This window comes from Pseudomonas sp. HMSC065H01, assembly GCF_001815235.1.
Taxonomy (GTDB): Bacteria; Pseudomonadota; Gammaproteobacteria; order Pseudomonadales; family Pseudomonadaceae; genus Pseudomonas; species Pseudomonas aeruginosa.
Genome location: NZ_KV819937.1, coordinates 544,626 through 568,551, shown reverse-complemented (window position 1 = coordinate 568,551; position 23,926 = coordinate 544,626). Strand labels below are relative to the sequence as shown.

The 23,926-nt window shown below is 69.2% G+C and carries 25 protein-coding genes and 1 tRNA gene; 12 read left to right on the top strand and 14 right to left on the bottom strand.

Annotated elements, in window-relative coordinates; genetic code table 11:
• Nucleotides 1-254: 254 nt before the first annotated feature.
• Nucleotides 255-1,532 carry an acetyl-CoA C-acetyltransferase gene (locus tag HMPREF3014_RS32080; protein ID WP_003102247.1) on the bottom strand — a complete coding sequence of 426 codons (1,278 nt, stop codon included), beginning with the start codon at nucleotides 1,530-1,532 and terminating at the stop codon, nucleotides 255-257.
• A 254-nt stretch (nucleotides 1,533-1,786) separates the two neighbouring features.
• Here HMPREF3014_RS32080 and HMPREF3014_RS32075 point away from each other — a divergent pair, with 254 nt between their 5' ends.
• Entirely contained in the window at nucleotides 1,787-3,142 is a 1,356-nt protein-coding gene (locus tag HMPREF3014_RS32075; RefSeq protein ID WP_003161349.1) for a 3-oxoacyl-ACP reductase, read from the top strand.
• 60 nt (nucleotides 3,143-3,202) lie between these two features.
• Here HMPREF3014_RS32075 and HMPREF3014_RS32070 read toward each other — a convergent pair whose 3' ends face one another.
• Nucleotides 3,203-4,204 (bottom strand): AraC family transcriptional regulator, encoded by a 1,002-nt coding sequence (locus HMPREF3014_RS32070; protein ID WP_003095270.1) that lies wholly within the window; start codon nucleotides 4,202-4,204, stop codon nucleotides 3,203-3,205.
• A 260-nt stretch (nucleotides 4,205-4,464) separates the two neighbouring features.
• Here HMPREF3014_RS32070 and HMPREF3014_RS32065 point away from each other — a divergent pair, with 260 nt between their 5' ends.
• The 4 genes from HMPREF3014_RS32065 (at nucleotide 4,465) to HMPREF3014_RS32050 (ending at nucleotide 7,141) form a co-directional block, all read left to right on the top strand.
• Nucleotides 4,465-5,322, top strand: a complete 858-nt coding sequence (locus HMPREF3014_RS32065) for a MaoC family dehydratase (protein ID WP_003095272.1) — start codon at nucleotides 4,465-4,467, stop codon at nucleotides 5,320-5,322.
• Nucleotides 5,323-5,403: 81 nt separating this feature from the next.
• Nucleotides 5,404-5,709, top strand: coding sequence for a nucleotide pyrophosphohydrolase (locus HMPREF3014_RS32060; protein WP_003102255.1), 306 nt, complete (start codon nucleotides 5,404-5,406; stop codon nucleotides 5,707-5,709).
• Nucleotides 5,706-6,455: a methyltransferase domain-containing protein gene (locus HMPREF3014_RS32055; RefSeq protein ID WP_023087845.1), complete on the top strand. Its 750-nt coding sequence runs from the start codon at nucleotides 5,706-5,708 to the stop codon at nucleotides 6,453-6,455. The genes HMPREF3014_RS32060 and HMPREF3014_RS32055 overlap by 4 nt, the downstream gene beginning before the upstream one ends.
• A 65-nt stretch (nucleotides 6,456-6,520) precedes the next feature.
• The gene (locus HMPREF3014_RS32050; protein ID WP_003102259.1) at nucleotides 6,521-7,141 is read left to right on the top strand and encodes a DUF4136 domain-containing protein; all 621 of its coding nucleotides are present in this window, start codon (nucleotides 6,521-6,523) and stop codon (nucleotides 7,139-7,141) included.
• On the opposite strand, the gene HMPREF3014_RS32045 is transcribed toward HMPREF3014_RS32050, so the two are convergent.
• Nucleotides 7,126-8,061, bottom strand: a complete 936-nt coding sequence (locus tag HMPREF3014_RS32045; RefSeq protein ID WP_003102260.1) for a glycerophosphodiester phosphodiesterase family protein — start codon at nucleotides 8,059-8,061, stop codon at nucleotides 7,126-7,128. The genes HMPREF3014_RS32050 and HMPREF3014_RS32045 overlap by 16 nt on opposite strands.
• 131 nt (nucleotides 8,062-8,192) lie before the next feature.
• Here HMPREF3014_RS32045 and HMPREF3014_RS32040 point away from each other — a divergent pair, with 131 nt between their 5' ends.
• The 5 genes from HMPREF3014_RS32040 (at nucleotide 8,193) to HMPREF3014_RS32020 (ending at nucleotide 10,916) form a co-directional block, all read left to right on the top strand.
• The gene (locus tag HMPREF3014_RS32040) at nucleotides 8,193-8,756 is read left to right on the top strand and encodes a DUF4136 domain-containing protein (protein ID WP_003095282.1); all 564 of its coding nucleotides are present in this window, start codon (nucleotides 8,193-8,195) and stop codon (nucleotides 8,754-8,756) included.
• A gap of 1 nt (nucleotide 8,757) precedes the next feature.
• On the top strand, nucleotides 8,758-9,240 hold the full coding sequence (locus HMPREF3014_RS32035; protein WP_003111411.1) for a GNAT family N-acetyltransferase: 483 nt from the start codon (nucleotides 8,758-8,760) through the stop codon (nucleotides 9,238-9,240).
• Entirely contained in the window at nucleotides 9,230-9,607 is a 378-nt protein-coding gene (locus HMPREF3014_RS32030; RefSeq protein ID WP_023087846.1) for a DsrE family protein, read from the top strand. The genes HMPREF3014_RS32035 and HMPREF3014_RS32030 overlap by 11 nt, the downstream gene beginning before the upstream one ends.
• Nucleotides 9,604-10,071, top strand: coding sequence for a glycine cleavage system protein H (locus HMPREF3014_RS32025; RefSeq protein ID WP_003121090.1), 468 nt, complete (start codon nucleotides 9,604-9,606; stop codon nucleotides 10,069-10,071). The genes HMPREF3014_RS32030 and HMPREF3014_RS32025 overlap by 4 nt, the downstream gene beginning before the upstream one ends.
• A gap of 116 nt (nucleotides 10,072-10,187) precedes the next feature.
• Complete coding sequence (locus HMPREF3014_RS32020; RefSeq protein WP_023087847.1) at nucleotides 10,188-10,916, top strand: GrpB family protein; 729 nt, start codon at nucleotides 10,188-10,190, stop codon at nucleotides 10,914-10,916.
• A gap of 22 nt (nucleotides 10,917-10,938) precedes the next feature.
• Here HMPREF3014_RS32020 and HMPREF3014_RS32015 read toward each other — a convergent pair whose 3' ends face one another.
• From HMPREF3014_RS32015 to HMPREF3014_RS32005, 3 genes are all read right to left on the bottom strand, one after another.
• Nucleotides 10,939-11,544, bottom strand: coding sequence for a P-loop NTPase family protein (locus HMPREF3014_RS32015; RefSeq protein ID WP_196495816.1), 606 nt, complete (start codon nucleotides 11,542-11,544; stop codon nucleotides 10,939-10,941).
• Nucleotides 11,514-12,314: a class I SAM-dependent methyltransferase gene (locus HMPREF3014_RS32010; RefSeq protein ID WP_003095295.1), complete on the bottom strand. Its 801-nt coding sequence runs from the start codon at nucleotides 12,312-12,314 to the stop codon at nucleotides 11,514-11,516. The genes HMPREF3014_RS32015 and HMPREF3014_RS32010 overlap by 31 nt, the downstream gene beginning before the upstream one ends.
• Before the next feature lie 295 nt (nucleotides 12,315-12,609).
• A complete protein-coding gene (locus tag HMPREF3014_RS32005) occupies nucleotides 12,610-12,978 on the bottom strand; it encodes a hypothetical protein (RefSeq protein ID WP_003114628.1) in 369 nt (122 codons plus the stop codon).
• 262 nt (nucleotides 12,979-13,240) lie between these two features.
• Between HMPREF3014_RS32005 and HMPREF3014_RS32000 the strand changes: the two genes are divergently transcribed.
• On the top strand, nucleotides 13,241-13,963 hold the full coding sequence (locus HMPREF3014_RS32000) for a carbon-nitrogen hydrolase family protein (RefSeq protein ID WP_003095301.1): 723 nt from the start codon (nucleotides 13,241-13,243) through the stop codon (nucleotides 13,961-13,963).
• 40 nt (nucleotides 13,964-14,003) lie between these two features.
• On the opposite strand, the gene HMPREF3014_RS31995 is transcribed toward HMPREF3014_RS32000, so the two are convergent.
• From HMPREF3014_RS31995 to HMPREF3014_RS31980, 4 genes are all read right to left on the bottom strand, one after another.
• Nucleotides 14,004-14,099, bottom strand: a tRNA-Sec gene (locus HMPREF3014_RS31995).
• A 131-nt stretch (nucleotides 14,100-14,230) separates the two neighbouring features.
• Nucleotides 14,231-14,848, bottom strand: a complete 618-nt coding sequence (locus HMPREF3014_RS31990; RefSeq protein ID WP_003095305.1) for a class I SAM-dependent methyltransferase — start codon at nucleotides 14,846-14,848, stop codon at nucleotides 14,231-14,233.
• A 94-nt stretch (nucleotides 14,849-14,942) separates the two neighbouring features.
• Nucleotides 14,943-16,340, bottom strand: coding sequence for an APC family permease (locus tag HMPREF3014_RS31985; protein WP_003102289.1), 1,398 nt, complete (start codon nucleotides 16,338-16,340; stop codon nucleotides 14,943-14,945).
• Nucleotides 16,341-16,388: 48 nt separating this feature from the next.
• On the bottom strand, nucleotides 16,389-17,795 hold the full coding sequence (locus HMPREF3014_RS31980; RefSeq protein ID WP_003158735.1) for an aminotransferase: 1,407 nt from the start codon (nucleotides 17,793-17,795) through the stop codon (nucleotides 16,389-16,391).
• A gap of 281 nt (nucleotides 17,796-18,076) precedes the next feature.
• On the opposite strand from HMPREF3014_RS31980, the gene HMPREF3014_RS31975 reads away from it, so the two are divergent.
• Nucleotides 18,077-18,760 carry a helix-turn-helix transcriptional regulator gene (locus HMPREF3014_RS31975; RefSeq protein WP_073624868.1) on the top strand — a complete coding sequence of 228 codons (684 nt, stop codon included), beginning with the start codon at nucleotides 18,077-18,079 and terminating at the stop codon, nucleotides 18,758-18,760.
• Between the two features lie 3 nt (nucleotides 18,761-18,763).
• Here the strand turns inward: HMPREF3014_RS31975 and selB are convergent, their stop codons facing one another.
• From selB to HMPREF3014_RS31955, 4 genes are all read right to left on the bottom strand, one after another.
• Nucleotides 18,764-20,689, bottom strand: a complete 1,926-nt coding sequence (gene selB / locus HMPREF3014_RS31970) for a selenocysteine-specific translation elongation factor (protein WP_003102294.1) — start codon at nucleotides 20,687-20,689, stop codon at nucleotides 18,764-18,766.
• Nucleotides 20,686-22,092: an L-seryl-tRNA(Sec) selenium transferase gene (selA, locus tag HMPREF3014_RS31965; RefSeq protein WP_003125395.1), complete on the bottom strand. Its 1,407-nt coding sequence runs from the start codon at nucleotides 22,090-22,092 to the stop codon at nucleotides 20,686-20,688. Before selA ends, selB begins: the two co-directional genes overlap by 4 nt.
• A gap of 78 nt (nucleotides 22,093-22,170) precedes the next feature.
• Complete coding sequence (gene fdhE / locus HMPREF3014_RS31960) at nucleotides 22,171-23,100, bottom strand: formate dehydrogenase accessory protein FdhE (RefSeq protein WP_003116089.1); 930 nt, start codon at nucleotides 23,098-23,100, stop codon at nucleotides 22,171-22,173.
• Between the two features lie 132 nt (nucleotides 23,101-23,232).
• Nucleotides 23,233-23,859 carry a formate dehydrogenase subunit gamma gene (locus tag HMPREF3014_RS31955; protein ID WP_003095316.1) on the bottom strand — a complete coding sequence of 209 codons (627 nt, stop codon included), beginning with the start codon at nucleotides 23,857-23,859 and terminating at the stop codon, nucleotides 23,233-23,235.
• Between the last annotated feature and the right edge of the window lie 67 nt (nucleotides 23,860-23,926).

Here is a 23,926-nt window from a genome sequence, read left to right as displayed (position 1 = left end):
GGGCGCATAACGCCAACGGCGTTATCCGCCGCAGCGGCACTCCCGGCCGATAGCGGAGCCGCCCTCACCCCAACTCTCTCCCTGAAGAGAGAGGGGATTCTCCGTACAAGCGTCGAATTCGCTGTCTCCAACGCCGCCGACGAACCCGAACCGTAGGGCGCCAGCAAAAAAAAAGGCGGTCCCGTTCGCACGGCACCGCCCAAGTCACGGAGTTGCTTACATCGTCGAGCGACAAGGCCGCTCGCCCTATTGGATTACCGCTCGATGATCGCGGTCACACCCTGCCCACCGGCGGCGCAGATGGAAATCAGCCCGCGTCCCTGCTCCGCCAGCGAGAGCAGCTTGGCCAGGTTGGCGACGATCCGTCCTCCCGTGGCGGCGAACGGGTGGCCGGCGGCCAGTGAGCTGCCCTTGACGTTGAGCTTGCTGCGGTCGATGGAGCCCAGCGGCTGGTCGAGGCCGAGGCGGGTCTTGCAGTACTCGGGGTCTTCCCAGGCCTTCAGGGTGCAGAGCACCTGGGCGGCGAAGGCCTCGTGGATCTCGTAGTAGTCGAAGTCCTGCAGGCTCAGGCCGTTGCGTGCCAGCAGCCGCGGCACCGCGTAGACCGGCGCCATCAGCAGGCCCTCCTGGCGATCGACGAAGTTCACCGCCGCCGCCTCGCCGTCCTTGAAATAGGCCAGGATCGGCAGGCCGCGCGCCTTCGCCCACTCCTCGCTGGCCAGCAGTACCACCGAGGCGCCGTCGGTCAGCGGCGTCGAGTTGGCCGCCGTGAGGGTGCCGCGCGAACCGCGCTCGAACACCGGCTTGAGGGTGCCGATCTTCTCCAGGTCGATATCCGGGCGCAGGTTCTGGTCGCGGGTCAGGCCGCGGAACGGCGTCATCAAGTCGTTCTGCCAGCCCTCCTCATAGGCCGCGGCCAGCTTGTGGTGGCTCTCGAAGGCCAGCCTGTCCTGCTCGTCGCGGGGGATCTGCCAGGTCTGCGCCATCAGTTCGCAGGACTCCCCCATCGACAGCCCGGTGCGCGGCTCGCCGTTGCGCGGGATGGCCGGGACCACGTGGCGCGGGCGGATCTTCAGCAGGCTCTTGAGCTTGTCCAGGTTGCTCTTGCCGCGGTTGGCCTCGAGGAGAATCTTGCGCAGGCCCTCGTTGACCCCGATCGGCGCGTCGGAAGTGGTATCGACGCCGCCGGCGATGCCGCTGTCGATCTGCCCGAGGGCGATCTTGTTGGCCACCAGGATCGCCGCCTCCAGGCCGGTACCGCAGGCCTGCTGGATATCGTAGGCCGGGGTTTCCGGGGCCAGGCGCGAACCGAGCACGCATTCGCGGGTCAGGTTGAAGTCGCGCGAATGCTTCAGCACGGCGCCGGCCACCACCTCGCCAAGGCGCTCTCCGTGCAGGTTGTAGCGCTCCACCAGGCCTTCCAGGGCGGAAGTGAGCATCTCCTGGTTGCTCGCCGTGGCGTACACGGTGTTCGAGCGGGCGAAGGGAATACGGTTGCCGCCGACAATGGCGACCCGGCGCAGCTGGGTCATGGAAGAACTCCTTGCTGGAATCGTTTACGCCGAGCCGAGGCTCGACCCGTTAACTGAGCGGTCAGTGGCGCACAGGCTAACCTTAGCCGGTCGCGTCGCATTGGCCGCCCTGCCGTTATCCCGGTCAGCGCGGTCAATTGCGGCGAACAGGTGGCTGCGTAGAGTTGTCCACACTGTTACCCGCGTTCCCTCGGCATCGTTGGCCGGCGGAATCCACCTTCAGCCTTGGAGCCTTTCCACCGGGAGCCCGTTCCATGACCGATCGTTACATCGCCTTCGCCAACTCCCCCGTCGGCCGCCGCCTGGTTGGCGCCGTCGGCCTTCCCTCCCCGCTGCGCCTGGAGCGCTGGCAGGCCGGCCGGGTGCGCCCGGTGGACGGCCCGCTGGTGATCGGCGGGAGCGGCGCGCTGGCCGAGGCCGTGCTGCCCTTCGCCGGCAAGCTGACCGACGCGGTGTTCGCCGCCGTCGAGGGACAGTTCGAGCTGCCGCGCTGGACCGCCGAGCACAGCCCGCGGGCCAAGGCGGTGCTGTTCGACGCCAGCGGCCTGACCCGCTTCGAGCAGTTGGTGGCGCTGCGCGACTTCTTCCAGCCGGTGCTCAAGGGCCTCGACACATGCCCGAAGGTGGTGGTCCTCGGACGCCCCCCCGAGTCTCTCAAGGACCCGGTCGCCGCCAGCGTGCAACGCAGCCTGGAAGGTTTCACCCGCTCCCTGGGCAAGGAAATCCGTCGCGGCGGCAACGTGCAGTTGCTGTACGTCGGCAAGGGCGCCGAGGACCAACTGGAAGGCGCACTGCGCTTCTTCCTCTCGCCGAAGAGCGCCTACGTCTCCGGCCAGGTGATCCGTCTTGCCGCCAACAGCGCCCAGGTCCACGACTGGAGCAAGCCGCTGGCCGGCCAGCGCGCACTGGTCACCGGCGCCGCCCGCGGCATTGGCGCGGCCATCGCGGAAACCCTGGCGCGCGACGGCGCGGAAGTGGTGCTGCTCGACGTTCCGCCGGCCAGGGAGGCCCTCGAAGGCCTCGCCGCGCGCCTCGGCGGTCGTGCCGTGGCCCTCGACATCTGCGCCGCGGACGCCGGGCAGCAACTGGTGGACGCGCTGCCGGAGGGCGTCGATATTGTCGTGCACAACGCCGGGATCACCCGCGACAAGACCCTGGCGAAGATGAGCAGCGACTTCTGGAACTCGGTGATCAACGTCAACCTCAATGCCCCGCAGGTGCTGACCCAGGCCCTGCTCGACGGCGGCAAGCTGCATGACAACGGCCGGGTGGTGTTGCTGGCGTCGATCAGCGGCATCGCCGGCAACCTCGGGCAGAGCAACTACGCGGTGAGCAAGGCCGGCCTGATCGGCCTGGCCCAGGCCTGGGCGCCGGCGCTGGGCAAGCGCGGCATCACCATCAACGCGGTGGCGCCGGGCTTCATCGAGACGCAGATGACCGCCGCCATTCCGCTGACCATCCGCGAGGCCGGCCGGCGGATGAACTCCATGAGCCAGGGCGGCCTGCCGCAGGACGTCGCCGAAACGGTGGCCTGGTTCGCCCAGCCGTCGTCCGGCGCGGTCAGCGGCCAGGTGCTGAGGGTGTGCGGGCAGAGCCTGCTGGGGGCCTGAGGCGGCCCCTGACTCCCCGGCAACAGGACGCCGACCCGGTAGCCCCCTTTCGGACAGGCCCTACCCGCGCCCCTGCTGCCCGCGCCGGCGGAACTCCACCGGCGTCTCGCCGACCCAGCGCTTGAACGCGCGATAGAAGGTGCTCGGCTCGGAAAACCCGGTGCGTTCGACGATCACTTCGATGCGCTCGTCGGTCTTCAGCAGCAGTTCCTTGGCCAGTCGGCAGCGGTAGTCGGTGACCAGGTCGTTGAAGCGCACCCCGGCCATCGCCAGGCGTTCGCGCAGACGTCGGGCCGGCATGCCGAGGCGCGCGGCGACCTGCTCCAGGGTGGCGCCTCCGTCCACCAGCAACTCGCCGATCAGTTCGCGGACCTGGCGCACCAGGTCCAGGCGCTCCACCTCGGCCAGTTGCCGGCGCGCCAGCGACTCGTGCATGCGCAGCAGTTCCGGGGCGGCGTGGCGCGAGGGTTTGTCCAGCACCGCGGCATCGAATACCAGCGCGTAGCGCGGCATGCCGAGGATCGTCGGGCAGCCGTAGACCGCACGGTAGCGCTCCATCGGCGCGCCGGTTTCGTTCATCAGTTGCACTTCCAGCGGCTTGAACTCGCCCTCGGTGAGCGCGCCGAACAGGCGGATCACCGCGCCGGCGAGCATTTCCGGGAAGTGGCGGTTGATCGCCGGCGATTCGCCCAGCGACAGCACCGCGCGCTCGCCCTCCACCTCCAGTTGCGCCTGCAGGGTGTCGGACAGCAGGCGTACGTAGCGCAGGGAATGGCGCAGGCCGGCGCCGAAGGTATCGCTGGAGAGGAACAGGTATTCCAGGAGCAGGCCGTGGAACGCCGGCAGGTGCTCGGCCAGGTGCAGGCCGACATGCTCTTCGCCGCACTCGTCGGCGGCGGCCTTCCAGAACAGGTTCTGTGCGGAATGGGGGAAACGGCCGGCCGGCAGGCCACCCGGCGGCAGCCCGACACGGACCAGGACCCGGTCCGGATCGCAGCCGCTGGCGCGCAGGGCGTCGATCACCGGGCGCATCAGCGCTACATCGTCGGTCAGATCACGCATGGTGTTTTTTCTAGTTATCCATGGGGCGGGCCCATCTTAGGCAGCTTTGCCATCCCCTCTCAAGGAGAGGCCATAGAAATAACCCATCCCGCATGACGGAAAAACCCTCAGATCGACTAGCCGCCGGCGTGGTCGAAAATCTCGATGCAGACGCATCCCGGAGCCTATTGACCGCCCTGCCAGCGGCGTCGGCCAGGCGGCCAATGCCTGCTGCGGGTGCTCGACTAAGCTGACAGCCACCTATTTCGAGGAGATGTCCAATGCCCACCGCCTGGCTCGACCTGCCCGCCCCACCCGCCCTGCCCGGCCTGTTCCTGCGCGCCGCACTGCGCCGCGGCATCCGCGGCAAGGCCCTGCCCGAGCGCGGCCTGCGCAGCCAGGTCACGGTGGACCCGAAGCACCTCGAGCGCTACCGCCAGGTCTGCGGCTTCCGCGACGACGGCCTGCTGCCGCCGACCTACCCGCACATCCTCGCCTTCCCGCTGCAGATGGCGCTGCTCACCGACAAGCGCTTCCCCTTCCCGCTGCTCGGCCTGGTCCACCTGGAGAACCGCATCGACGTGCTGCGCGCGCTCGGCGGCCTCGGCCCGTTCACCGTGAGCGTCGCGGTGGAAAACCTGCAACCGCACGACAAGGGCGCCACCTTCAGCATCGTCACCCGCCTGGAAGACCAGCTTGGCCTGCTCTGGGTCGGCGACAGCAAGGTGCTCTGCCGCGGCGTCAAGGTGCCCGGCGAAATTCCGCCGAAAGCCGAGCAGGAGCCGCTGCCGCTGGAGCCGGTCGACAACTGGAAGGCGCCCGCCGACATCGGCCGGCGCTATGCCCGTGCCGCCGGCGACTACAACCCGATCCACCTGTCGGCGCCCAGCGCCAAGCTGTTCGGCTTTCCCCGCGCCATCGCCCACGGCCTGTGGAACAAGGCTCGCAGCCTGGCCGCCCTCGGCGAGCGACTGCCAGCCTCGGGCTATCGGGTCGAGGTGCGCTTCCAGAAGCCAGTGCTGCTGCCGGCCAGCCTCACCCTCCTGGCCAGCGCGGCGGCGGCGGACGGCCAGTTCAGCCTGCGCGGCAAGGACGACCTGCCGCACATGGCCGGGCATTGGAGCCGGCTACAGGGCTGACGCCGGTCCGCCATGCCTTGAAGCTTCGGGCGCAAAGCCCGAAGCTATGCGGCTGCTTACCGCCACCGCGAAGAATCCCCCATGGACCTGCACGAACTCACCGCGCGCCTGCACGCCATCCGCGACCGCAACGACTGGCGCCAATTCCACAGCCCGAAGAACCTGGCCATGGCCGCCAGCGTCGAGATGGCCGAACTGGTGGAGATCTTCCAGTGGCTGACGGAAGACCAGTCGCGCACGCTGTCGGCCGAGCAGCTCGAACACGCTGGCCAGGAAGTTGGCGACATCGTCCTTTATCTGCTGCTGTTCTGCGGGGAAACCGGCCTCGACCTGGAACAGGTGGTGCGCGCCAAGCTGGCCGACTGCGAACGGCGCTTCCTGCCATGAGCGACCGCCATTTCGACGAACTGGCGACGCGCTTCGCCGAAAAGATCTATGGCGGCGCCAAGGGTGCGATCCGCCTCGCGGTACTCCAGGCCGACCTCGCCGAGGCCCTCCCGGAGCGACCTCTGCGGGTCCTCGACATCGGCGCCGGGCTCGGCCACATGTCGCTCTGGCTGGCCGCTCGCGGCCACCGCGTAACCCTCGCCGAGCCAGCGCAACCCATGCTCGACGGCGCCCGCCAGCGCTTCGCCGAAGCCGGGCAGGCCGCCGAATTCATCCAGGCGCCCTGGCAGGAACTGCTCGGCCAGCTCACCGAGCCCTACGACCTGGTGCTCTGCCACGCCGTGCTCGAGTGGCTGGCCGAACCCCATGCGATCCTGCCGGTGCTGCACCAACTCTGCGCACCCGGCGGCTGGCTGTCGCTGGCCTTCTACAATCGCGACGCGCTGATCTACCGCAACCTGCTCAAGGGCCACTTCCGCAAGCTGCGCAAGGAACGCTTCGCTGGCGAGGGGCAGAGCCTGACCCCGCAGCGCCCGCTCGACCCGCGCGAGCTGGAACAGGCGCTGGCAGAGCGTTGGCGCATCGAGGCGCGCAGCGGCGTGCGGGTGTTCCACGACTACATGCCGAGCGAGTTCCAGGCCAAGGCCGAACGGCTCGACCTGGTGGAAATGGAACTGGCCTACCGCCGCCACCCGGCCTTTGCCGGGCTTGGCCGCTACCTGCACTGGCTGTGCCGCCCGCAATGAAAGGCGCAGAATGCAGTCTGAGCCTGCAAGGGCCGCCGACGTAGCGCGGCCACGGAGCGTCGAGCATGCAATCGCGACTGTTGATCCTGCCGTTACTCGCCAGCCTGGCCGCCCTCGGTGCCTGCCAGGGCGACAATCCCTACCGCGCCAGCTCTCTGCCCTACCCGCCGCAGCCGGCCACCGCGGCCAATCCCGGCCTCGATCCCGGCGCCTATCCGGCGGCGCCGCGCGACTACGCCCGCTACCGTAGCTGGAGCTGGGCCGCCGCCGGGGTCAGCGGCTTTCCCCAGGGCCTGGACGACAACCAGTTGCGCGACGCCGTCAGCCAGCAGCTCGACCAGCGCGGCCTGCGCCCGGCGCGGCCGGGCAGCGCGGCCGACCTGCAGGTCAGCGCGTTCCTGCGCAACGAACTGCGCACCCGCCAGGTTACCGACTACTACGGCGGCTACTACGGCAACTACGGCGGCTGGCGCGATCCCTGGTACGGCTATGGCGCCAGCTACCCGGTGACCCGCAGCTACACCGTGCAGGTCACCGTGGTCCGCGTCGAGCTGAACGACGCCCGCAGCGGTCAGCCGGTGTGGGGCAACAGCGCCGAGTTCGACTCCGGCGACTCCGCCAGCGAACAGGCCAAGGCCCTGCGCGAAGCGGTGAAACGGGCGCTGTCGAGCTACCCGCCGGGCTGATCGGCGAGCACCCGGCGGCGGATCGCCTCCATCTTCCTGGGCGAGTTGCTCATCACCGCGTCGGCGCCCAGGGCGCGCGCGGTGCGGTAGTCCTCGGCGGTCTCGATGCCGAACATCACCACCTTCACCGGCTCGCGGCGCACGCAGTCCATCGCTTTGCGCGTCCACAACTGCGCCGCCGGCACCTTGTAGGAAGACTCGCCAAGGGTGAAGCGCTCGGTCACCGTCAGTTCGCGGCGCAGCTCGATGCCCATCCAGGTGCCGCCGGCCGGCGGTGCCTCGCAGCGCTCGCCGAAGGCCAGGCCGACCAGGCGGTTGCGCGTCGCATCGCGGCTTTCGAACTGTCGCGCGCGGTCCGCGTAGCGCTGCGTCAGGTAGTCGTTGGCGGCCTTCTCGGTGGAATAGAAACGCACCCGCGACCAGGCCTTCTGCCGCTCCAGCTCGCCGGCCACGGCATCGACCAGCGGCTCCACCGGCAGCGACTTCATGTCGAGGAACACCGGCACCTGCGGCGGGATCGCCCGCAGCGCCTGGCGCAGCGTAGGAATCCGCAGCGGCTTCTGGCGGTAGGGATAGCTGCCGTCCTCGGCCTTGAACATATAGCCGGCGTTCAAGCGCGCCAGCTCGGCCAGGCTCGACTGGCCGACCGCACCGGCGCCCTGGGTCAGGACCGCCAGGTCAGCGGGGCGATAGAGCACCGGATGGCCATCGGCGCTCAACTGCACCGACAACCATAGCGCGTCGGCGCCGTTGTCCAGCGCCTTGCGGATCGCCAGCAGGGTGTTCTCCGGGTAGTCCGCGGTGCCGGCGCGATGGGCCACCAGCAGCGGGCCCGGGCCATCCGCCGGTACCACCGAGCGTGCCTCGACGCAGCCGGTCAGCGACAGGCCCAGCAGCAGGATCGCAATACTTCGATTCATTTCATTCTCCCGTCGCGCCCTATAGGGCGGGTGCTCGCCAACGTTACTTGTGGAGACGCTTCAAACCCGCGTTTCCTCTTGCCTTTCATCCGGCGCTGAGCTTGGATGTGAACTCTGACTGGAGAAAAACCATGATCCGCCGAATCCTGCTGCTCGGCCTGCTCCTCAGCCTCGCAGCCTGCGAAACCACCCAGCTCGACCGCGACTTCGACAGCTCCCGCGACTTCGCCGCCTACCGTAGCTGGAGCTGGTCGCAACCCGCCTTCGAATACCGCCCCGACGACCCACGCATCAAGAGCGACCTCACCGAGCAACGCATCCGCGAAGCCGTCGCCCAGCAGCTCGACCAGCGCGGCCTGCGTCCGGCCCAGGGCAACGCCAGAGGCGACGTCACGGTGCGCGCCTACCTGATCGTCGACGATCGCCAGGACCAGATCACCACCAACTACGGCGGCGGTTACTGGGGCGGCTACTGGGGAGGATACTGGGGCGGCCCGGCGATGGCCGAGACGCGCACCGTGAATTACAAGGTTGCCACCCTCCAGGTCGACCTGTTCGACGGCAAGGACGGCAAACTGGTCTGGCGCGGCAGCGGCGAGCAGATCATGCGCACCAGCCCGCCGAGCCCGGCCGAGCGCGAGCAGGCGATCCGCGAGACGGTGCAGAAAGTCATGTCGCAATACCCGCCGCGCTGACATGCAGCTCAGCCACCGCCCGGCGGAGACCGGTGACCTGGAGACGGTCGCCGGCTTCCCCCAGGACCGCGACGAACTCTTCTATTGCTACCCCAAGGCGATCTGGCCGTTCAGCGTCGCCCAGCTGGCCGCCGCCATCGCCGAACGCCGCGGCAGCACCGTGGCCGTGCACGACGGACAGGTGCTCGGCTTCGCCAACTTCTACCAGTGGCAGCACGGCGACTTCTGCGCCCTCGGCAACATGATGGTGGCGCCCGCCGCGCGCGGCCTGGGCGTGGCCCGCTACCTGATCGGGGTCATGGAAAACCTCGCCCGCGAACAGTACAAAGCGCGCCTGATGAAGATTTCCTGCTTCAACGCCAACGCCGCCGGGCTGCTGCTCTATACCCAGCTCGGCTACCAGCCGCGCGCCATCGCCGAACGCCACGATCCGGACGGCCGGCGCGTGGCGCTGATCCAGATGGACAAGCCCCTTGAACCCTGACACCCACCCCCAGCGCGTCCTCATCATCGTCTCCAGCGGCCCGAGCACCCCGGCCCGCTGCGCCGCGCCCTTCCACACCGCCACCCTGCTGGCCTGCATGGACGCCGAGGTGACCCTGTTCCTCAGCGGCGAAGGCGTGCAGTTGGCCCGCCGCGCCGTCGCCGACCAGTTGCGCGCGCTGGACGGCGGCGAGCCGCTGCGCCACTTCATCCGCCAGGCCCGCGAGGCCGGCGCGCGCCTGCTGATGTGCCGCCAACCCGGGGTGAACATCGACGAAAGCGAACTGATCGAGGAACTCGACGAAATCTCCAGCGGCGGCGAACTGGCACGGCTGATCCTCGAATCCGAGCGGGTGCTGACCCTATGAGCGCGAACCTGCACGGCCTGGAGTTCCCCGACGGGCTGTTCTACGCCCCGGACTACAACCTGTGGTTGCGCGAGGAAGTCGACGGCAGCCTGACCCTGGGCCTGAGCGCCTACGGCTGCGCGCTGTATGGCGAAATCTTCGCCTTCACCCCCAAGCGCGACGGCTGGCACATCGAACGCGACCGCAGCTTCGGCGTGGTCGAGTTCGCCAAGGCTGCCTCCTCGGCCCGCAGCCCGTTGGCCGGGACCCTGCTGGCGAGCAACCCGGCGGTGGTCAAGCGCCCGGCGCTGATCAACCGGGATTGCTACGGCGAGGGCTGGATGGTACGGCTGCAACCGGACGACTGGGCCTCGGCGCGGAGCGCGTTTCTCCAGGGAGACGCGGCGCGGGAGGCATTCGCCGAGCGCATGCGCCTGGATGGGTTCGATCCGCAGCATCCAGGGGTGCAGGCGCTGGACGTCTGAGACTCCCGGGTTTTACCCGCACCCCGCTCGCGGAAGGCGGATAACGCCGCTGGCGTTATTCGCCCTACCCCAGCTCTCCATCGCCGCCAATCTCCCGCATATCCCCGGAGTCCGCCATGTCCTCACCCCAACCGCCCCGCTTCGACGGCCAACGCTGGAGCAACGCCGACGACGACCGCATCGAGGTGCTGCCTGCCGACCCCGCCTGGCCACAACACTTCGCCGCCGAAGCCGAGGCCATCCGCACGGCGCTGGCGCTGCCCGGGCTGGGCATCGAGCATGTCGGCAGCACCGCGGTGCCCGGGCTCGACGCCAAGCCGATCATCGACATCCTCCTGCTGCCGCCGCCCGGCCACGATCCGCAGCGGCTGGTAGCCCCGCTGGAGGGCCTCGGCTACCAGTTCTGGCGCGAGAACCCGAACACCCAGCGGATGTTCTTCGTCAAAGGCATGCCGCCCTTCGGCCATGGCCGCACCCACCATGTCCATGTCATGCCCCTGGCCCAGGCCGACCGCTACCTGCTGTTCCGCGACTGGCTGCGCAACCACCCCGACGACGCCCGCCTCTACGCCGAAACCAAGCACGCCCTGGCCCGCCGCTACCCCACCGACCGCGAGGCCTATACCCGTGGCAAGGACGAGGTCGTCGCAAGGATTCTCGGCCGGGCGCTGGCGGCGACGCGGCACCCAATGATACAGAGTGGCCTGGTAAGGAGAGAACGCGAAACGCACGCCAGGGAACTGCGTGAAACGCTGGTCGCCGGCGCGGAATCGACGCCAGGCGGCCCCGCCGATACAGCCTATTTCGAGTCGCTGCGCAGCCGGGTAAGCAAGCCCCAGGACTGAGGCGGATAGCGTGCTTCGCTCACTACTGCGACTGTGCGAGCGCGGCTTCCACCAACCTCTCGATCACCTCCCCCACCCTCCCCGGCTCGCCAACCTCCACCCAGCGCAAATGCGCGAACCGCGGATCCTCGCGCAGGCCGGTGTATTTGCGGCGGTTGCCTGCGAAGGTGGTCCATGACCAGAGCAGGATCGAATCCCTGGAGCAGAACGCCATCCGCAGCGATTCACGGTTGCCGTGGGACAGGCGGGTGCGCAGCAGGCCCCGGGCCAGGGTGCGGCGAAGGACCCGGGAGAACACCGTCCAGCGGCCGAAATTCAGCCATACCACGTGGGTGGCGCGGCCCCAGAGCAACTCGCGGACGGCGCTGTAGTTGCCGTCGGCGACCCAGCGCGGCGCCGTCGTCGCCCGCTCCACGGCGTGCTCGAAGCGTTCGTGGGGCACGGCTTGCCAGCCGGGGCCCCAGTAGAGTCGGTCGAGTTCGACATGCGTACAACCCAGCCTGGCGGCCAGCGCGGCGGAGAAGGTCGACTTCCCGGCCCCGCTGGTGCCGACCACCACCACACGCAGCGGCGCGCCTCGCCCGGCCTCGACGCAGGTCATGCCTTGACCGCGACCAGCGTGTAGCACATCGGGATCGCCAGCGGTCCGTCCTCGTAGAGGTCGTAGAGTTCCTCGCGGTTCGAGTGCGGGTACTCCTTGAAGTGACTCAGGCGCAGGCCGGCGCCGAGCAGCCCGCCGAGGATGTCGCCGAGCGGGTGGACGTACCAGTAGCTGGCGATGCCGGTATCGCTGCCGCTGCCTTCGTAGACGATGGCCTCCCGGGATACGTGGGGCGTGTCGGTGAAGTAGTCGTTGCGCAGTTCGAACGGTCGCTCCGACTCGGGTTCGAGCATCTCCAGGAACGGGTGGGTCTCATAGATCGCCAATTGCCCGCCCGGCTTCAGCAGGCCGCTCACCGAGGCGAAGAAGCGCGCGATGTCGGGCATCCAGTTGAGCACACCGATGGTGATCAGCAGCAGGTCGAACTGACCGTTCAGCTCGGCCGGCAGCTCGTAGGCATTGGCTTCGACGAAACGCGGCTGATGCGGCGAGCGCTCGGCCAGTTGCCGCGCCTGGGCGAGGAAGGCGGCGGACTGGTCGATCCCAACCGCCCGCGCGACGCCGAAGGCGTACAGCGAAAGCACTTCCCGGCCGTTGTTGCAGCCGACCTGGACCGCCGCCTTGCCGGCCAGGTCCAGATTGCGCAGCACGCCAGCCAGGGTCTCGTCCAGGCAACTGAAGCCGGTTTCCTGTACCGCCAGCGACAATTCCTGCCAGCCGCTGCCACGCAGGTGACTGTCGGCGGACGCGTCCCAGGCGCGTCGGTTGCTTTCCACCGCGTGTTCAAGATCCGTCATGCGAAAACCTCAGAAGTGTTCCCAGGAAGGCCAGCCGAGTCGCGAACCCGCAGCCCACTCAATCGCGGAATTGCAGCCCGATATGGGCTCGGCAGTCGCGTCGTTCCAGGCTGCCTTCCTGGAAAGCGCCGCAGGCGCGGTTTCTCAGAGGCAGCGTCTGTTCCACCACGGTCACCCGCACCTCGTTCGCCGGTTGGCGCTGCTCGGCGGGTCGCGGCGCCTGACGCCGGCCGTTCAGGTTGTCGGCCCCGCCTGGCGGGATGGGCCGGCGCGTCGCGGCGATCCGCCTGCATGCTCAATAGAGACCGGTGGCGCTGCCCCGCTCGAACAGCGGCACCTGGTTGGCCAGGATCATGTTGTAGCTGAGCATGAACGGCACCCCGCCGCCGCTTTCGGCGATCTGGCCTACCCAGCCGATGGGGTTGTTGAACAGCGATTCGTCGGGGCTGAGCACGCCGACGGCGGCGCTGTCCGGGTCGCCGTCCCAGGTCACGTCGCCCCAGTGCCAGCCGAGGCCACGCACGTACTGCGCGCCGATCAGCGCGCCGAGGGCGAAGACCGCCTCGTCGTCGAGGCTGCGCCCCTGCTCCCTCGCATCGCGCACGTAGTCGGTGACGGCGGCGACGATCTGCGCCGGCGTCTCGTCCGCGGCGACGCCAAGCAAGGCGAGCCCCTGTGCCTGCAGCTCCGCCAGTTGCTGTTGCAGGTCCGTTGAAAGCGGATTGATCTCGGCCATCCCTGTTCTCCCGAGGCAAGCGTGCGCACCCGTCCGTCGGGCGCGCCATGAAGCGCGTTATCTTACGGCTTCGCGGCGACGAAAGCGCCCTCCCCAGCCAAACGTAGCGCAGCCGCTAATCGCCTCTTCCCGGAAATGCTGCCTTCGGCTCTACTGGCGAATTTGTGCCATCCATACCCGAGACAGCCCCATGACGCTGATCGCCGCCGCCCAGAGCTGCGCCCACCCCGCCGACCTGCCACGCAACCTCGACGACCACCTGCGCCTGATGCGTATCGCCCAGGCACGGGGCGTGCGCCTGCTGGTGTTTCCCGAACTGTCGCTCACCGGCTACGAACCCACCGCTGCCGCCGCCCTCGCCCAGCCGGCGGACACGCCCCTGCTGCAACCGCTGCGCCAGCTCGCCGAGCAGGCACGGATGACCACGGTGGTCGGCCTGCCGCTGCGCTCGCCGAAGCATGCCAAGCCGCTGATCGCCGCCCTGATCCTCGGCGCCGACGGCAGCCTCGGCGTCTATGCCAAGCAGCACCTGCACGCGGGCGAGGAACGCCACTTCTCAGCCGGCGACGGCGGCCCCCTGCTGGAGATCGACGGCCTGCCGATGGCGTTGGCGGTCTGCGCCGACTTCAGCCAACCCAGCCACCCGGCCCACGCCGCCCGTGCCGGCGCTCGCCTCTACATCGCCAGCGCGCTGATCGGAGAAAACGGCTACCCGGCCGACTCGGCCCTACTGGCCGGTTATGCCCGCGAGCACGGAATGGGCGTGCTGCTGGCCAACCATGGCGGGCCGACGGGTGGCTGGAAGGCGGCGGGCAGGAGTGCGTTTTGGAATGAGCGGGGAGCGCTGGTCAGGGAGACGACGGGGACGGGTGAGACGCTGCTTCTGCTGGAACGGACCGAGATAGACGCTTGATCCTGTGAGACACGATGGCCGCCGAAAGCGAGCGGAGAATTGGCGGAAGGCAGTGGGAGTCGAACCCACCCAGGAACGGCTGCCGTCCCCCACCGGATTTGAAGTCCGGCCACGCCACCGGGCGTGATTGCCTTCCTCTTTGATTTGCAAGAGGTTTTCCTCGAGACGGGAGCTTATCAGGCCGGGGTCCGAAGAAGAAATGCCGGATGTCATGGAAAGTCGTTCGCATGGCCGGGCGAGCAGAGCGTAGCCCAGCCTCGGAGCACTTCACAGGCGTTTCAGGCAATGGCAGTAGACGAAGTGCTGGACCCGGCCGGCGGGAGTGACGTGGTGTTCGTCGCGGTGCTCGGTGAGCTGGAAGGCGGAGCCGAACTCGGCGTGCAGTTCGTCGGCGTCGTAGCGCATGACTGGCAGGCCGCTGCATTCGGTCGGGCCGTCGGCGGCGAAGGTGGCGACGATCACGTGGCCGCCGTGGCGGACCGCCTTCATCACCTGGCGCACGTAGGCGCGGCGGGCTTCGGCAGTGGTAAGGAAGTGGAACACGGCGCGGTCATGCCAGACATCGTAGGTGGCTTCCGGCAGGTCGACGCCGGTGATGTCGCCGGCGATCCAGCGCACCTCTTCGCCGCGCGCGCCGAGGCGGTTGCGGGCGACGCGCAGGGCGGCGTCGGAAAGGTCGAGCACCGTCAGGTCGCCGAAGCCTTCGGCGAGCAGGCCGTCGACCAGGGTCGAGGCGCCGCCGCCGACATCGATGATCGCCGCCTCGCGGGGCGCGCCGATGCGTCGGATCAGGTCGAGGGACAGCGTGGCCTCGGCCTGGAACCAGCTCACCGCGTCGGACGGCTTGCTCTCGTATACCCGTTGCCAGTGCTCTCGTTCGGACATGACGACCTTCTCCGTGTTGCGCTGCGACCCATTACCCACCAAGGGCGTTAACGGCACATTAACGCCATAGGCGGTGTTGCGACAGGGCCGCTCCTCAACCGTAGGCACCGCGCAGTGACATCACGCCGCGCCTTCGCGCCGCCTGGCGGATCAGCAGTTCGCCCACGGCCAGGGCCAGCGCCACGCCGCCGACGATCTTGCCGGCGTAGGCCCAGTCCATCGGCGCGCCGGGGGTGACGACGAACAGGCAGATGCCGGCCAGCACATGCAGCGCGACGAACAGCGCCCAGAGACTGGCCAGGCGGTCGCCCAGCGGCATCCGGTAGGGCCGTGGACGCGGGTCGGCGCGGCGCAGGCGGACGAAGGCCAGGCACATCAGCACATAGGGCATCATGAAAACCATGGCGAAGATCGACAGCAGGGTCCAGAACAGTTCCTCGGCAGTGTGCGCCACCAGGCCGTAGAGCAGCAGCAGGACGATGCTCACCGCCGAGGCCAGCACCGCCGAGCCGATCGGCGTGCCGTGGCGCGAATGGACCACGCCGAACAGCGCCGGCAGCTCGCCGGCCTTGGCCGCTTCCACCGCGGCACGGTTGGTGCCCATGCTCCAGGTGACCATGTTGGTGAAGAGGGTGAACAGGACGAAGGCGCCGACCAGGTCGGCGAGCATCCCGCCGGCGCCGTCGTGGCCGTAGATGTTGTAGAGGGTATGGGCGAAGATCCGGGTGACGTCGGTTTCCTCGGCCGGTACCGCGGCCAGCACGCCGAGGGTGCCGAAGATGTTGAAGGCGCCGACGATCAGCCCGGAGATCAGCACCGCGCGCGGGATGTCGCGGCGCGCGTTGCGCATCTCCGCGGCGCTGCAACAGGCCAGCTCGGTCCCCATGATGCCATAGACCATCACTCCCAGCGCGGCCATCTGGCCCGGCGAGGACGGGACGATGGAGTCCAGGCTGAAGTCGTTGGCGAAGCCATGGTTCCAGCCGAAGTGCAGGCCGCCGACGCCCAGGGCGAGCACCGCGAGCAGCTTGAGCAGCGCGCCGAGGTTCGGCAGCCACTTGCCCAGGCGCAGCGCGACCACGTTGAACGCCGCGGTGAGCAGCGCCAGGGCTATGCCGATGGCGATCTTGCCCCAGAGGCTCAGCTCGGGGAAATAGAAGGCGCCGAGCATGCTGCCGAACAGGGTGTAGACCGAAGGCATCCACAGTGCGTTGTTGACCCAGTACATCCATGACACCCGGGCCCCCCAGCGGAAGCCGAAGGCGCTGCGCACCCAGTGGTAGACGCCGCCGTTGGCGGGGAAGGCGGTGCCCAGCTCGGAGGTCATCATGGCCATCGGCAGGAACAGCAGGACCAGCACGTAGAGCCACCAGAACAGGCTCGACGGACCGAGGGAGGAAGCCAGGGCGATCTGGTCCATGAAGAGCATCGCCGAGACCGTGTAGAGCACCACATCGCGCAACCGCAGGACCTTGTTCTTGTTGTCGTCCATTGGGGTTCTCCTGAATGTTCGGGTGGGGCGCCGGCGGCGCCCCGGCGCTTACCGGTGACCGGCGCGGACAAGATCCTCCACGGTTTCCTCGATGCTCTCGCGCAGCACCCGGACCACGGTATCGACCTGTTCGCGGGTGAGGATCAGCGGCGGCGACATCACGTTCAGGTGGACGATCGGACGAACCAGCAGGCCGCGCTTCTGCGCCCGCAGGTGGACCCACTCGCCGATGTTCAGGCTTTCCGGAAACAGCGCCTTGCTCGCCTTGTCGGCGACGAACTCGACACAGGCCATGAAGCGCATCCCGCGCACGTCGCCGACGATGGGCAGGTCGCGGAGACTTTGCAGGCGCTCCTCGAAGTAGCGGCCGACCTCGTCGGCGTGGGCGAGCAAGCCCTCGCGCTCGATGATCTCGATGTTCTTCAGCGCCGCCGCGCAGGCCACCGGGTGGCCGGAGTAGGTGAAACCATGGCTGAAGCAGCGGCCCTTGTCCGGCTCGGCGATCACCTCCCAGATGCGCCGGGAGAAGATGCACGCGCCCAGCGGCTGGTAGCCGGAGGTGAGGCCCTTGGCGGTGAGGATGATGTCCGGCTGTACGCCGAACACCGCCTGGCTGGCGAAGAAGTGGCCGAGGCGGCCGAAGGAGGTCACCACTTCGTCGGAGATGTACAGCACGTCGTAGCGCTGGCACAGATCCCACATCCGCCGGTGGTAGCCCGCGGGCGGGACGATCACGCCGCCGGAGCCGAACACCGGCTCGGAGATGAACGCCCCCACCCGGTCGGCGCCCAGTTCGAGGATCTTGCGTTCGAACTCCGCCACCAGGCCATCGAGGAACTCGGCCTCGCCCACTCCTTCCGGAGCGCGGTAGTAGTAGGGACAGGCAAGGTGGTGGATGCGCTCGTCGAGGAAGTCGAACTCGGCCGGCCGGTCGGCGCTCTTGCCGCCCAGCGACATGCCGAGGAAGGTCGAGCCGTGGTAGGCGTTGATCCGCGTGATGACGTGCTTCTTGGCGCGCTTGCCGCGGCAGTTCTGGTAGTAGTGCATGAGGCGGATCGCGGTGTCCACGGCGGTGGAACCGCCGGTGGTGAGGAACACGTGGTCGAGGTCGCCGGGGGCCAGCTCGGCGAGCTTGCGGCAGAGTTCGATGGCGCGCGGGTTGGCCATGTCGCAGAAGGGATTGGAATAGGCCAGCAGGCGGGTCTGCTCGGCCACGGTGCGAGCCATTTCCTCGCGCCCCAGGCCGATGTTGGTGCACCACATGCCGCCCACCGCGTCGAGGTAGCGGTTGCCGGCGGTGTCGTAGATATAGGCGCCGTCGCCGGCGGCGATGTTCAGCGAGCCGTTGACGCGGTGGTCGTCGAACACGTGGTAGCCGTGCATGTAGTGGGCCTGGTCGGCACGGACCAGGTCGGCGTCGCCGAGGGGGGACGTGGCGTGCAGTCTTGCGTTCATCGGGCTGTCGCTCTTCTCGGATGGATGCTCCGAGGGTGCAAGAGCACCGCGCGGCGGGCCATACCCCATTTTGGGGTAAGCGCTGGGTGCGGCCGACGCGGCTTGCTATCCTGCGGCGACAACGACAAGAACGAGCCATACCGTCCATGCAGGCCATCGCCCCGAACGCGCTCGACCGCTGGCACGAACACCTGGCGCTGGCGATCCGGCGCCTGCGCCAACCCGACTTCCTCGCCGCGCTGGTCGACGCCATCCACCAACTGGTGCCGATCGAGTCGAGCATGATCAGCCTGGAACGCAAGGGCCACGCGCCCACCCTGCTCTACGAGCGCGGCATCGCCGAGCGCTTCCGCGAGGCGATCATCCGCCGCTACTTCTCCCGCGGCTACCTGCTCGACCCTTTCTGCCTGGCGGTGGAGGAAGGCCTTCCGGAAGGCTTCTACACCCTCGGCGAGATCGCCCCCGACGACTTCTTCCAGAGCGCCTACTACCAGACCTACTACCTCGGCGCCGGAGCGGTGGAGGACGTCTACTACATCCTCGACCTCGGCCCCACCGAGAAGCTCTCGATCTGTCTCTACAACGGCCTTTCGGCGAGCCGCTACAGCGACGCCCAGATCGCCGTCCTCGCCGGCCTGGCGCCGCCGGTGCTGGAGCTGGCCCGGCAGTTCTGCGCCGGGCGCGCCGACCTCTCGCCGAACCCGCAGGCCGACCTCGCCCCGCGCCTTCAGGAAGTGCTGCGCGGCTTCGGTCGCGGCGTGCTCACCGACCGCGAACGCGAGGCTTGCCACCTGCTGCTCAGCGGCCACTCGGCGAAATCCAGCGCGCGGCTGATGGACATCTCCCCGGAGACCGTGCGCATGCACCGGAAGAATCTCTACACCAAGCTGGAAGTCGGCTCGCAGTCGGAACTGTTCGCGCTGTTCATCGAGTGCCTGAGCCAGGGGCAGCGCGTCGGCCCCTGAGACTCAGGGCGAGACGCCGCCGAGCAACTGTTCGGCCAGCGCCGAGCCCTCGCGCAGGCGACGGTCGTTGCCGATGCGGCGGGTCAGGCCGATGCGGTCGAAGTGCTCGAGGATCTGGATGCTGCGCTTGCGGCCGATACCCAGGCGGTCGCGGAATTCCGCCGGGCGGATCAGCCCGGCGGGGTCGCGCACCTGCACGGCGATCTCGGCCAATTGACGCAGGGTGGCTTCCGGGTAGAACAGGTCGCGCACCACCTGCTGCAACTGGCCCAGGCGTGCCAGCTTGCGCAGCAGGTTGCGCATGACGGCTTCATCCTGGCGCAGCTCGCGGGCCAGGTCGCGGACCCAGGGCGGGTCGTAGCGGCCGGCTTCGAGCAGCGGCCAGAGGCGCGCGCGCAGTTGCTCCTCGCTATCGCTCAGGCGCACTTCGTGGCCGGGCAGGTGCAGCCAGGGCCCGCTGCTGTGCACATCGCCGCCGGCCAGGGCGGCGTCGAGCAGGGCGATGAACACCGGCCGCTCCAGCTGCGGCAGGGCGTAGCGACGCAGGCGGTCGCGGTCGGGACCGAGTTCGTCCGGTAGCTCTTCGTGGAAGCGCCGCAGGCCGGCGAGCAGTTGCTCGACCAGGGCGAACCAGCGCTCCCCGGCGAACAACCGGGGGCCGAGGCGGGTCTGCACCTCGACCACCTCTTCCGGCAGCCGCCAGTGCTCGCGCGGGCGGTTGAAGGATTGCACCAGGCGTTGCGGGTCGAGGCCGTTCTCGGCCGCGCCGAGCAAGGTCGGCAGCGCCTCCTCCAGGCTTTCCTGGCGCAGCGCCTGAAGCTGTGCCAGACGTGCCGGCGTTCGTCGGTTGCGCGCCGGCGCGGCGCCGTCGAGCACCCGCCCGCCGCCAAGGGTGCGCTGCGCCGACTGGTCGCGCAGCACCAGGCGGTCGCCATGCAGGGCCTGGATCGGCGCGTTCAGCACCAGTTGGGCGAAGGCGCGGTGGCCAGGCTCCAGTTGTTCGCCTTCGAGCAGGGCCAGGCGCCCGGTGACGTCCTGGGTGCCCAGGTGCAGGTGCACCGGGGTCCAGTGGGTGAAGTCGCGGAGTTCGTCGGGCAACAGGCGGAAGTCGATGTCGACCCGCGTGGTCGGCGCGTGCAGCGCGGCCTGCAGCAGCCAGTCGCCGCGCTGGATCTGTTCCAGCGCGAGGCGCTCGCCGGCGATGTTCAAGGCCACGCGCTGGCCGGCCCAGGCCTGTTGCGCGGGCCGGTTCTGCGCGTGCAGGCCGCGCACCCGCACCGGCCGTCCGGCGTTGCCGAGGAGCAGTTCGTCGCCCACCGCGACCTGTCCGGAGAAGGCCGTACCGGTGACCACGATGCCGCTGCCGGCGACGCTGAAGGCCCGGTCCACCGCCAGGCGGAAGTATCCCTCGCGGCTACGCTCGCGGACTTCGCCGGCGAGCCCGCCGAGTGCTTCGCGCAACGCCTCGACGCCCTCCCCGGTGCTGCTGGAGAGCGGGAAGATCGGTGAGCGCGCCAGCGGGCCGGAGGCCAGCAGGTGTTCGACCTGGGTCCGCACCTGCTGCACCCGCTGCGGCTCGACCCGGTCGATCTTGGTCAGCGCCACCAGCGCCCGGCGGATACCGAGCAGTTCGACGATCGCCAGGTGCTCGCGGGTCTGCGGCATCAGGCCGTCGTCGGCGGCCACCACCAGCAGCACGCAATCGATGCCGCTGGCGCCGGCCAGCATGTTGTGGACGAAGCGCTCGTGGCCGGGCACGTCGATGAAGCCGGTGGGGCTGCCGTCGCCAAGGTCGGCGTAGAGATAGCCCAGGTCGATGGTGATCCCGCGTTGGCGCTCGGCCGGGCGGCGGTCGCCCTCGATGCCGGTGAGGGCGCGCAGCAGCGAGGTCTTGCCGTGGTCGATGTGCCCGGCGGTGCCGACGATCACGACAGCTCGCTCCGCAGTCGCGGCAACTGGGCGAGGAACCCCGGCTCGTCGTCGAGCTGGCGCAGATCGAGCCAGAGGGCGTCGTCGTCGAGCCGACCGATCACCGGCAGCGGCAGCCCGCGCAGGGCTTCCTCGAGGTTGCGCAGGGCGCGTCCGCGCAGGCGCCTGGGCTGCCGCGGACGCAGGCACAGCGCGGCGCTGGCCAGCCGCGCCACCGGCTGCGCGCCGCTGCCGATCATGCCCAGGGCGTCGACCACAGCGACCTCCCAGCCCTCGCCGAGCGCCTCGCCCAGCGCCGGCGCCAGACGCTCGGCCTGGGCGCGGATCTCCGCCGCCGGGCGGCTGAGCAGGCGCAGGGTGGTCAGGCGTTCGGCGAGGCGGTCCGGATCGCGGTACAGGCCGAGCACCGCCTCGAGGGCGGCGAGGGTCAGCTTGTCGACGCGCAGGGCGCGCTTGAGCGGGTTCTTCTTGATCCGCCCGATCAGTTCTCGGTTGCCGAGGATCAGCCCGGCCTGGGGCCCGCCGAGCAATTTGTCGCCGCTGAAGGTAACGATGTCGGCGCCGTCGGCCAGGGCTTCCTGCACCGTCGGTTCCTTGGGCAAGCCCCAGCGGGTCAGGTCCACCAGGGTGCCGCTGCCGAGGTCTTCCAGCAGCGGCAGGCCATGGCCATGGGCGATGGCCGCCAGTTGCGCGGTGGGCACGCTGGCGGTGAAGCCCTGGACGCTGTAGTTGCTGGTATGCACGCGCATCAGCAGGCCGCTGCGCGGGCCGATGGCGGCTTCGTAGTCCCTGGCGTGGGTGCGGTTGGTGGTGCCCACCTCGTGCAAGCGCACGCCGGCGCGGGCCATGATGTCGGGAATGCGGAAGGCACCGCCGATCTCGATCAGCTCGCCGCGCGAGATGATCCCTTCCTTGCGCGCCCCCAGGCTGTTCAGCGCCAGCAGCACCGCCGCCGCGTTGTTGTTGACCACGGTGACTGCCTCGGCGCCGGTGAGTTCGCGGATCAGCCCGGCGATCAGGTCGTCGCGGTCGCCGCGCTTGCCGCTGGCCAGGTCGAACTCCAGGTTCAGCGGGTAGCGCGCGGCCAGGGTGATCGCCTCGATGGCCTCGTCCGGCAGCAGGGCGCGGCCGAGGTTGGTATGCAACACCGTGCCGGTCAGGTTGAACACCCGCCGCACGCGGCTGGCATGCTGCGCGGCGAGGCGTTCGCCGGCGCGCCCGGCGAGCACCGCCTCGCTCAGTTCGATCTCGGCGAGGGCACCGCGTCGGGCCGGCTCGCGCAGTTCGTCGAGCAGGTCGCGGAGGGTCGCCAGCAACGCCTCGCGGCCGTAGCGCTGGTGCAGGGGAGCGGCCGCCGCGCTGCGCAGCAGGCGGTCGACCGAAGGCAAGCGAACGGAACTCATGGAGAAACCTTATCCACAGGGTAGGGTCACCGACACGCCCATCATAGACGCGTCGGCGCATGCCCGCAGCGTCTTCGGCTATTCGCCGCCGGGGGCCAGCAACAGGTTCGGCGAACGCCGCAGGTAGCCGTCCTCGGCCAGGCGCATGTCCAGCGCCAGGCTGGCCAGGTCGTCGGCAAGGGCATCGGCGTGGCGGTCGAACTCCAGGTAGAACTGCTTCAGGTAGCCCTGGCAACTGGGGCAGGTCTCGGCGCGCAGCACGGCTTTTTCCGCCGGCTGCCCGTCATGCTCCAGGGACAGGTAGGCCAGGTGCTTGCTTTCCTCGCAGTGGCTGCACTTGATCCGCACGTAGTGCCATTCGCAGGCGCACAGCGAGCAGCTCAGGTAGCGCAGACCGGTTTCCTTGCCGCCCTGGCGGATCATCCCGGCCATCGGCGGCGAGCCGCAGGCGGGGCACAGGGTCCGGCTCTCGGTCTCGACCACCGCGCCCTCCTCCAGTCCCAGCAGCCAATGGCTCCAGGCTACCTGCAGGGCGGCGCCGAGGAACGGCACCAGGGCCGCCGGCAGGAGGTCGAACTGACCGCTGAGCAAGGCGATGGCCCAGGCCTTGCGCTGGCCTTCGTCGGCTTCGCGCAATTGTTCGAGTGCCGCGCCGACGGCGGCGTTGGCCGGTGCCGGGTAGCCCGCGAGCAGGGCATCCAGCCAGGGCAGCCAGGCGCCTTCGCGCACCAGCAGGTCGTAGGCCAGCGGCGGCATGCCGTGCTCGCGGCTCTTGCGCAGGCGCTCGGGGTCGAGCGGGGCCAGGGCCGGCGGGTTGTCCAGCAGCGCCTGCTGGAGCCGGCAGAGACCGGCGACCAGCCGCAGGTAGTCGCCCATCGGGTGCCCCTCGGCCAGTTGCAGCAGACGCTCGCCGCGGCGGGCGAACAGGTCGCGCGACGGCTGGTGCAGGTGCGGGGGAATGTTGGCGGCGGCTTCGATCTGCCCCGGCTGAAGAATGGTGCGTGACACGGGAACTCCTCGGGTCTGCGCCGGCGGGCCGGTGGGCCGCGCCGCAACGATCGGGCGCCCGGTGGGGCGCGGAATGAATGCAAAGGCCCCATCGCTGGGGCCTCCGGTCGGGCGATGGCGACACTATACGCGTCAGTGCTCCTCGCCCTTGCCGACTTCCTTCAGCCAGCCGTTATGGTGCTTGCGCGCCCAGGCGCGGCTGACCTTGCCGTAGAGCATCGCGCCCATCGAGCCCTTGACCCAGATGCCGGCGTAGATATGCACGATGATGCTGGCGATCAGGACGAAGGCGGCGAAGGCGTGCAGGAGCGCCGACAGGCGGATCGCCTCGATGCCGAACCAGGCGCTGAAGTACTGGCGCCAGATCACGATGCCGGTGACCAGCAGGGTCAGCATGCTCAGCAGCAGCACCCAGAACAACAGCTTCTGCCCGGCGTTGTAGCGGCCGACTTCCGGGAGGTTCTCCTCGCGGTTGCTGACCACGTCGCGCCACTGCTTGAGCCACTGGATATCGCTCTTCTGCACCCGGTTGTGGTGGGCGAAGCGCACCACCAGGCCGAGGAAGAAGACGAACATCGCCAGCCCCAGGAAGGGGTGCAGGATACGCGTCCAGGGACCGCCGCCGAACAGGTTGGTCAGCCAGAACAGCGCCGGGTGGAACAGCGCCAGCCCGGACAACCCGGCCATGAAGAACAGGATCGCCACGGCCCAGTGGTTGCTGCGCTCGTTGGCGTTGTAGCGCTGGATTTCATTTTTCATTTCCGACTCCTCGAGAGCGCCGCCGCTGCCGCCGGGTCGCGGAGGACCGGCGGCAACGCCCGCGCGC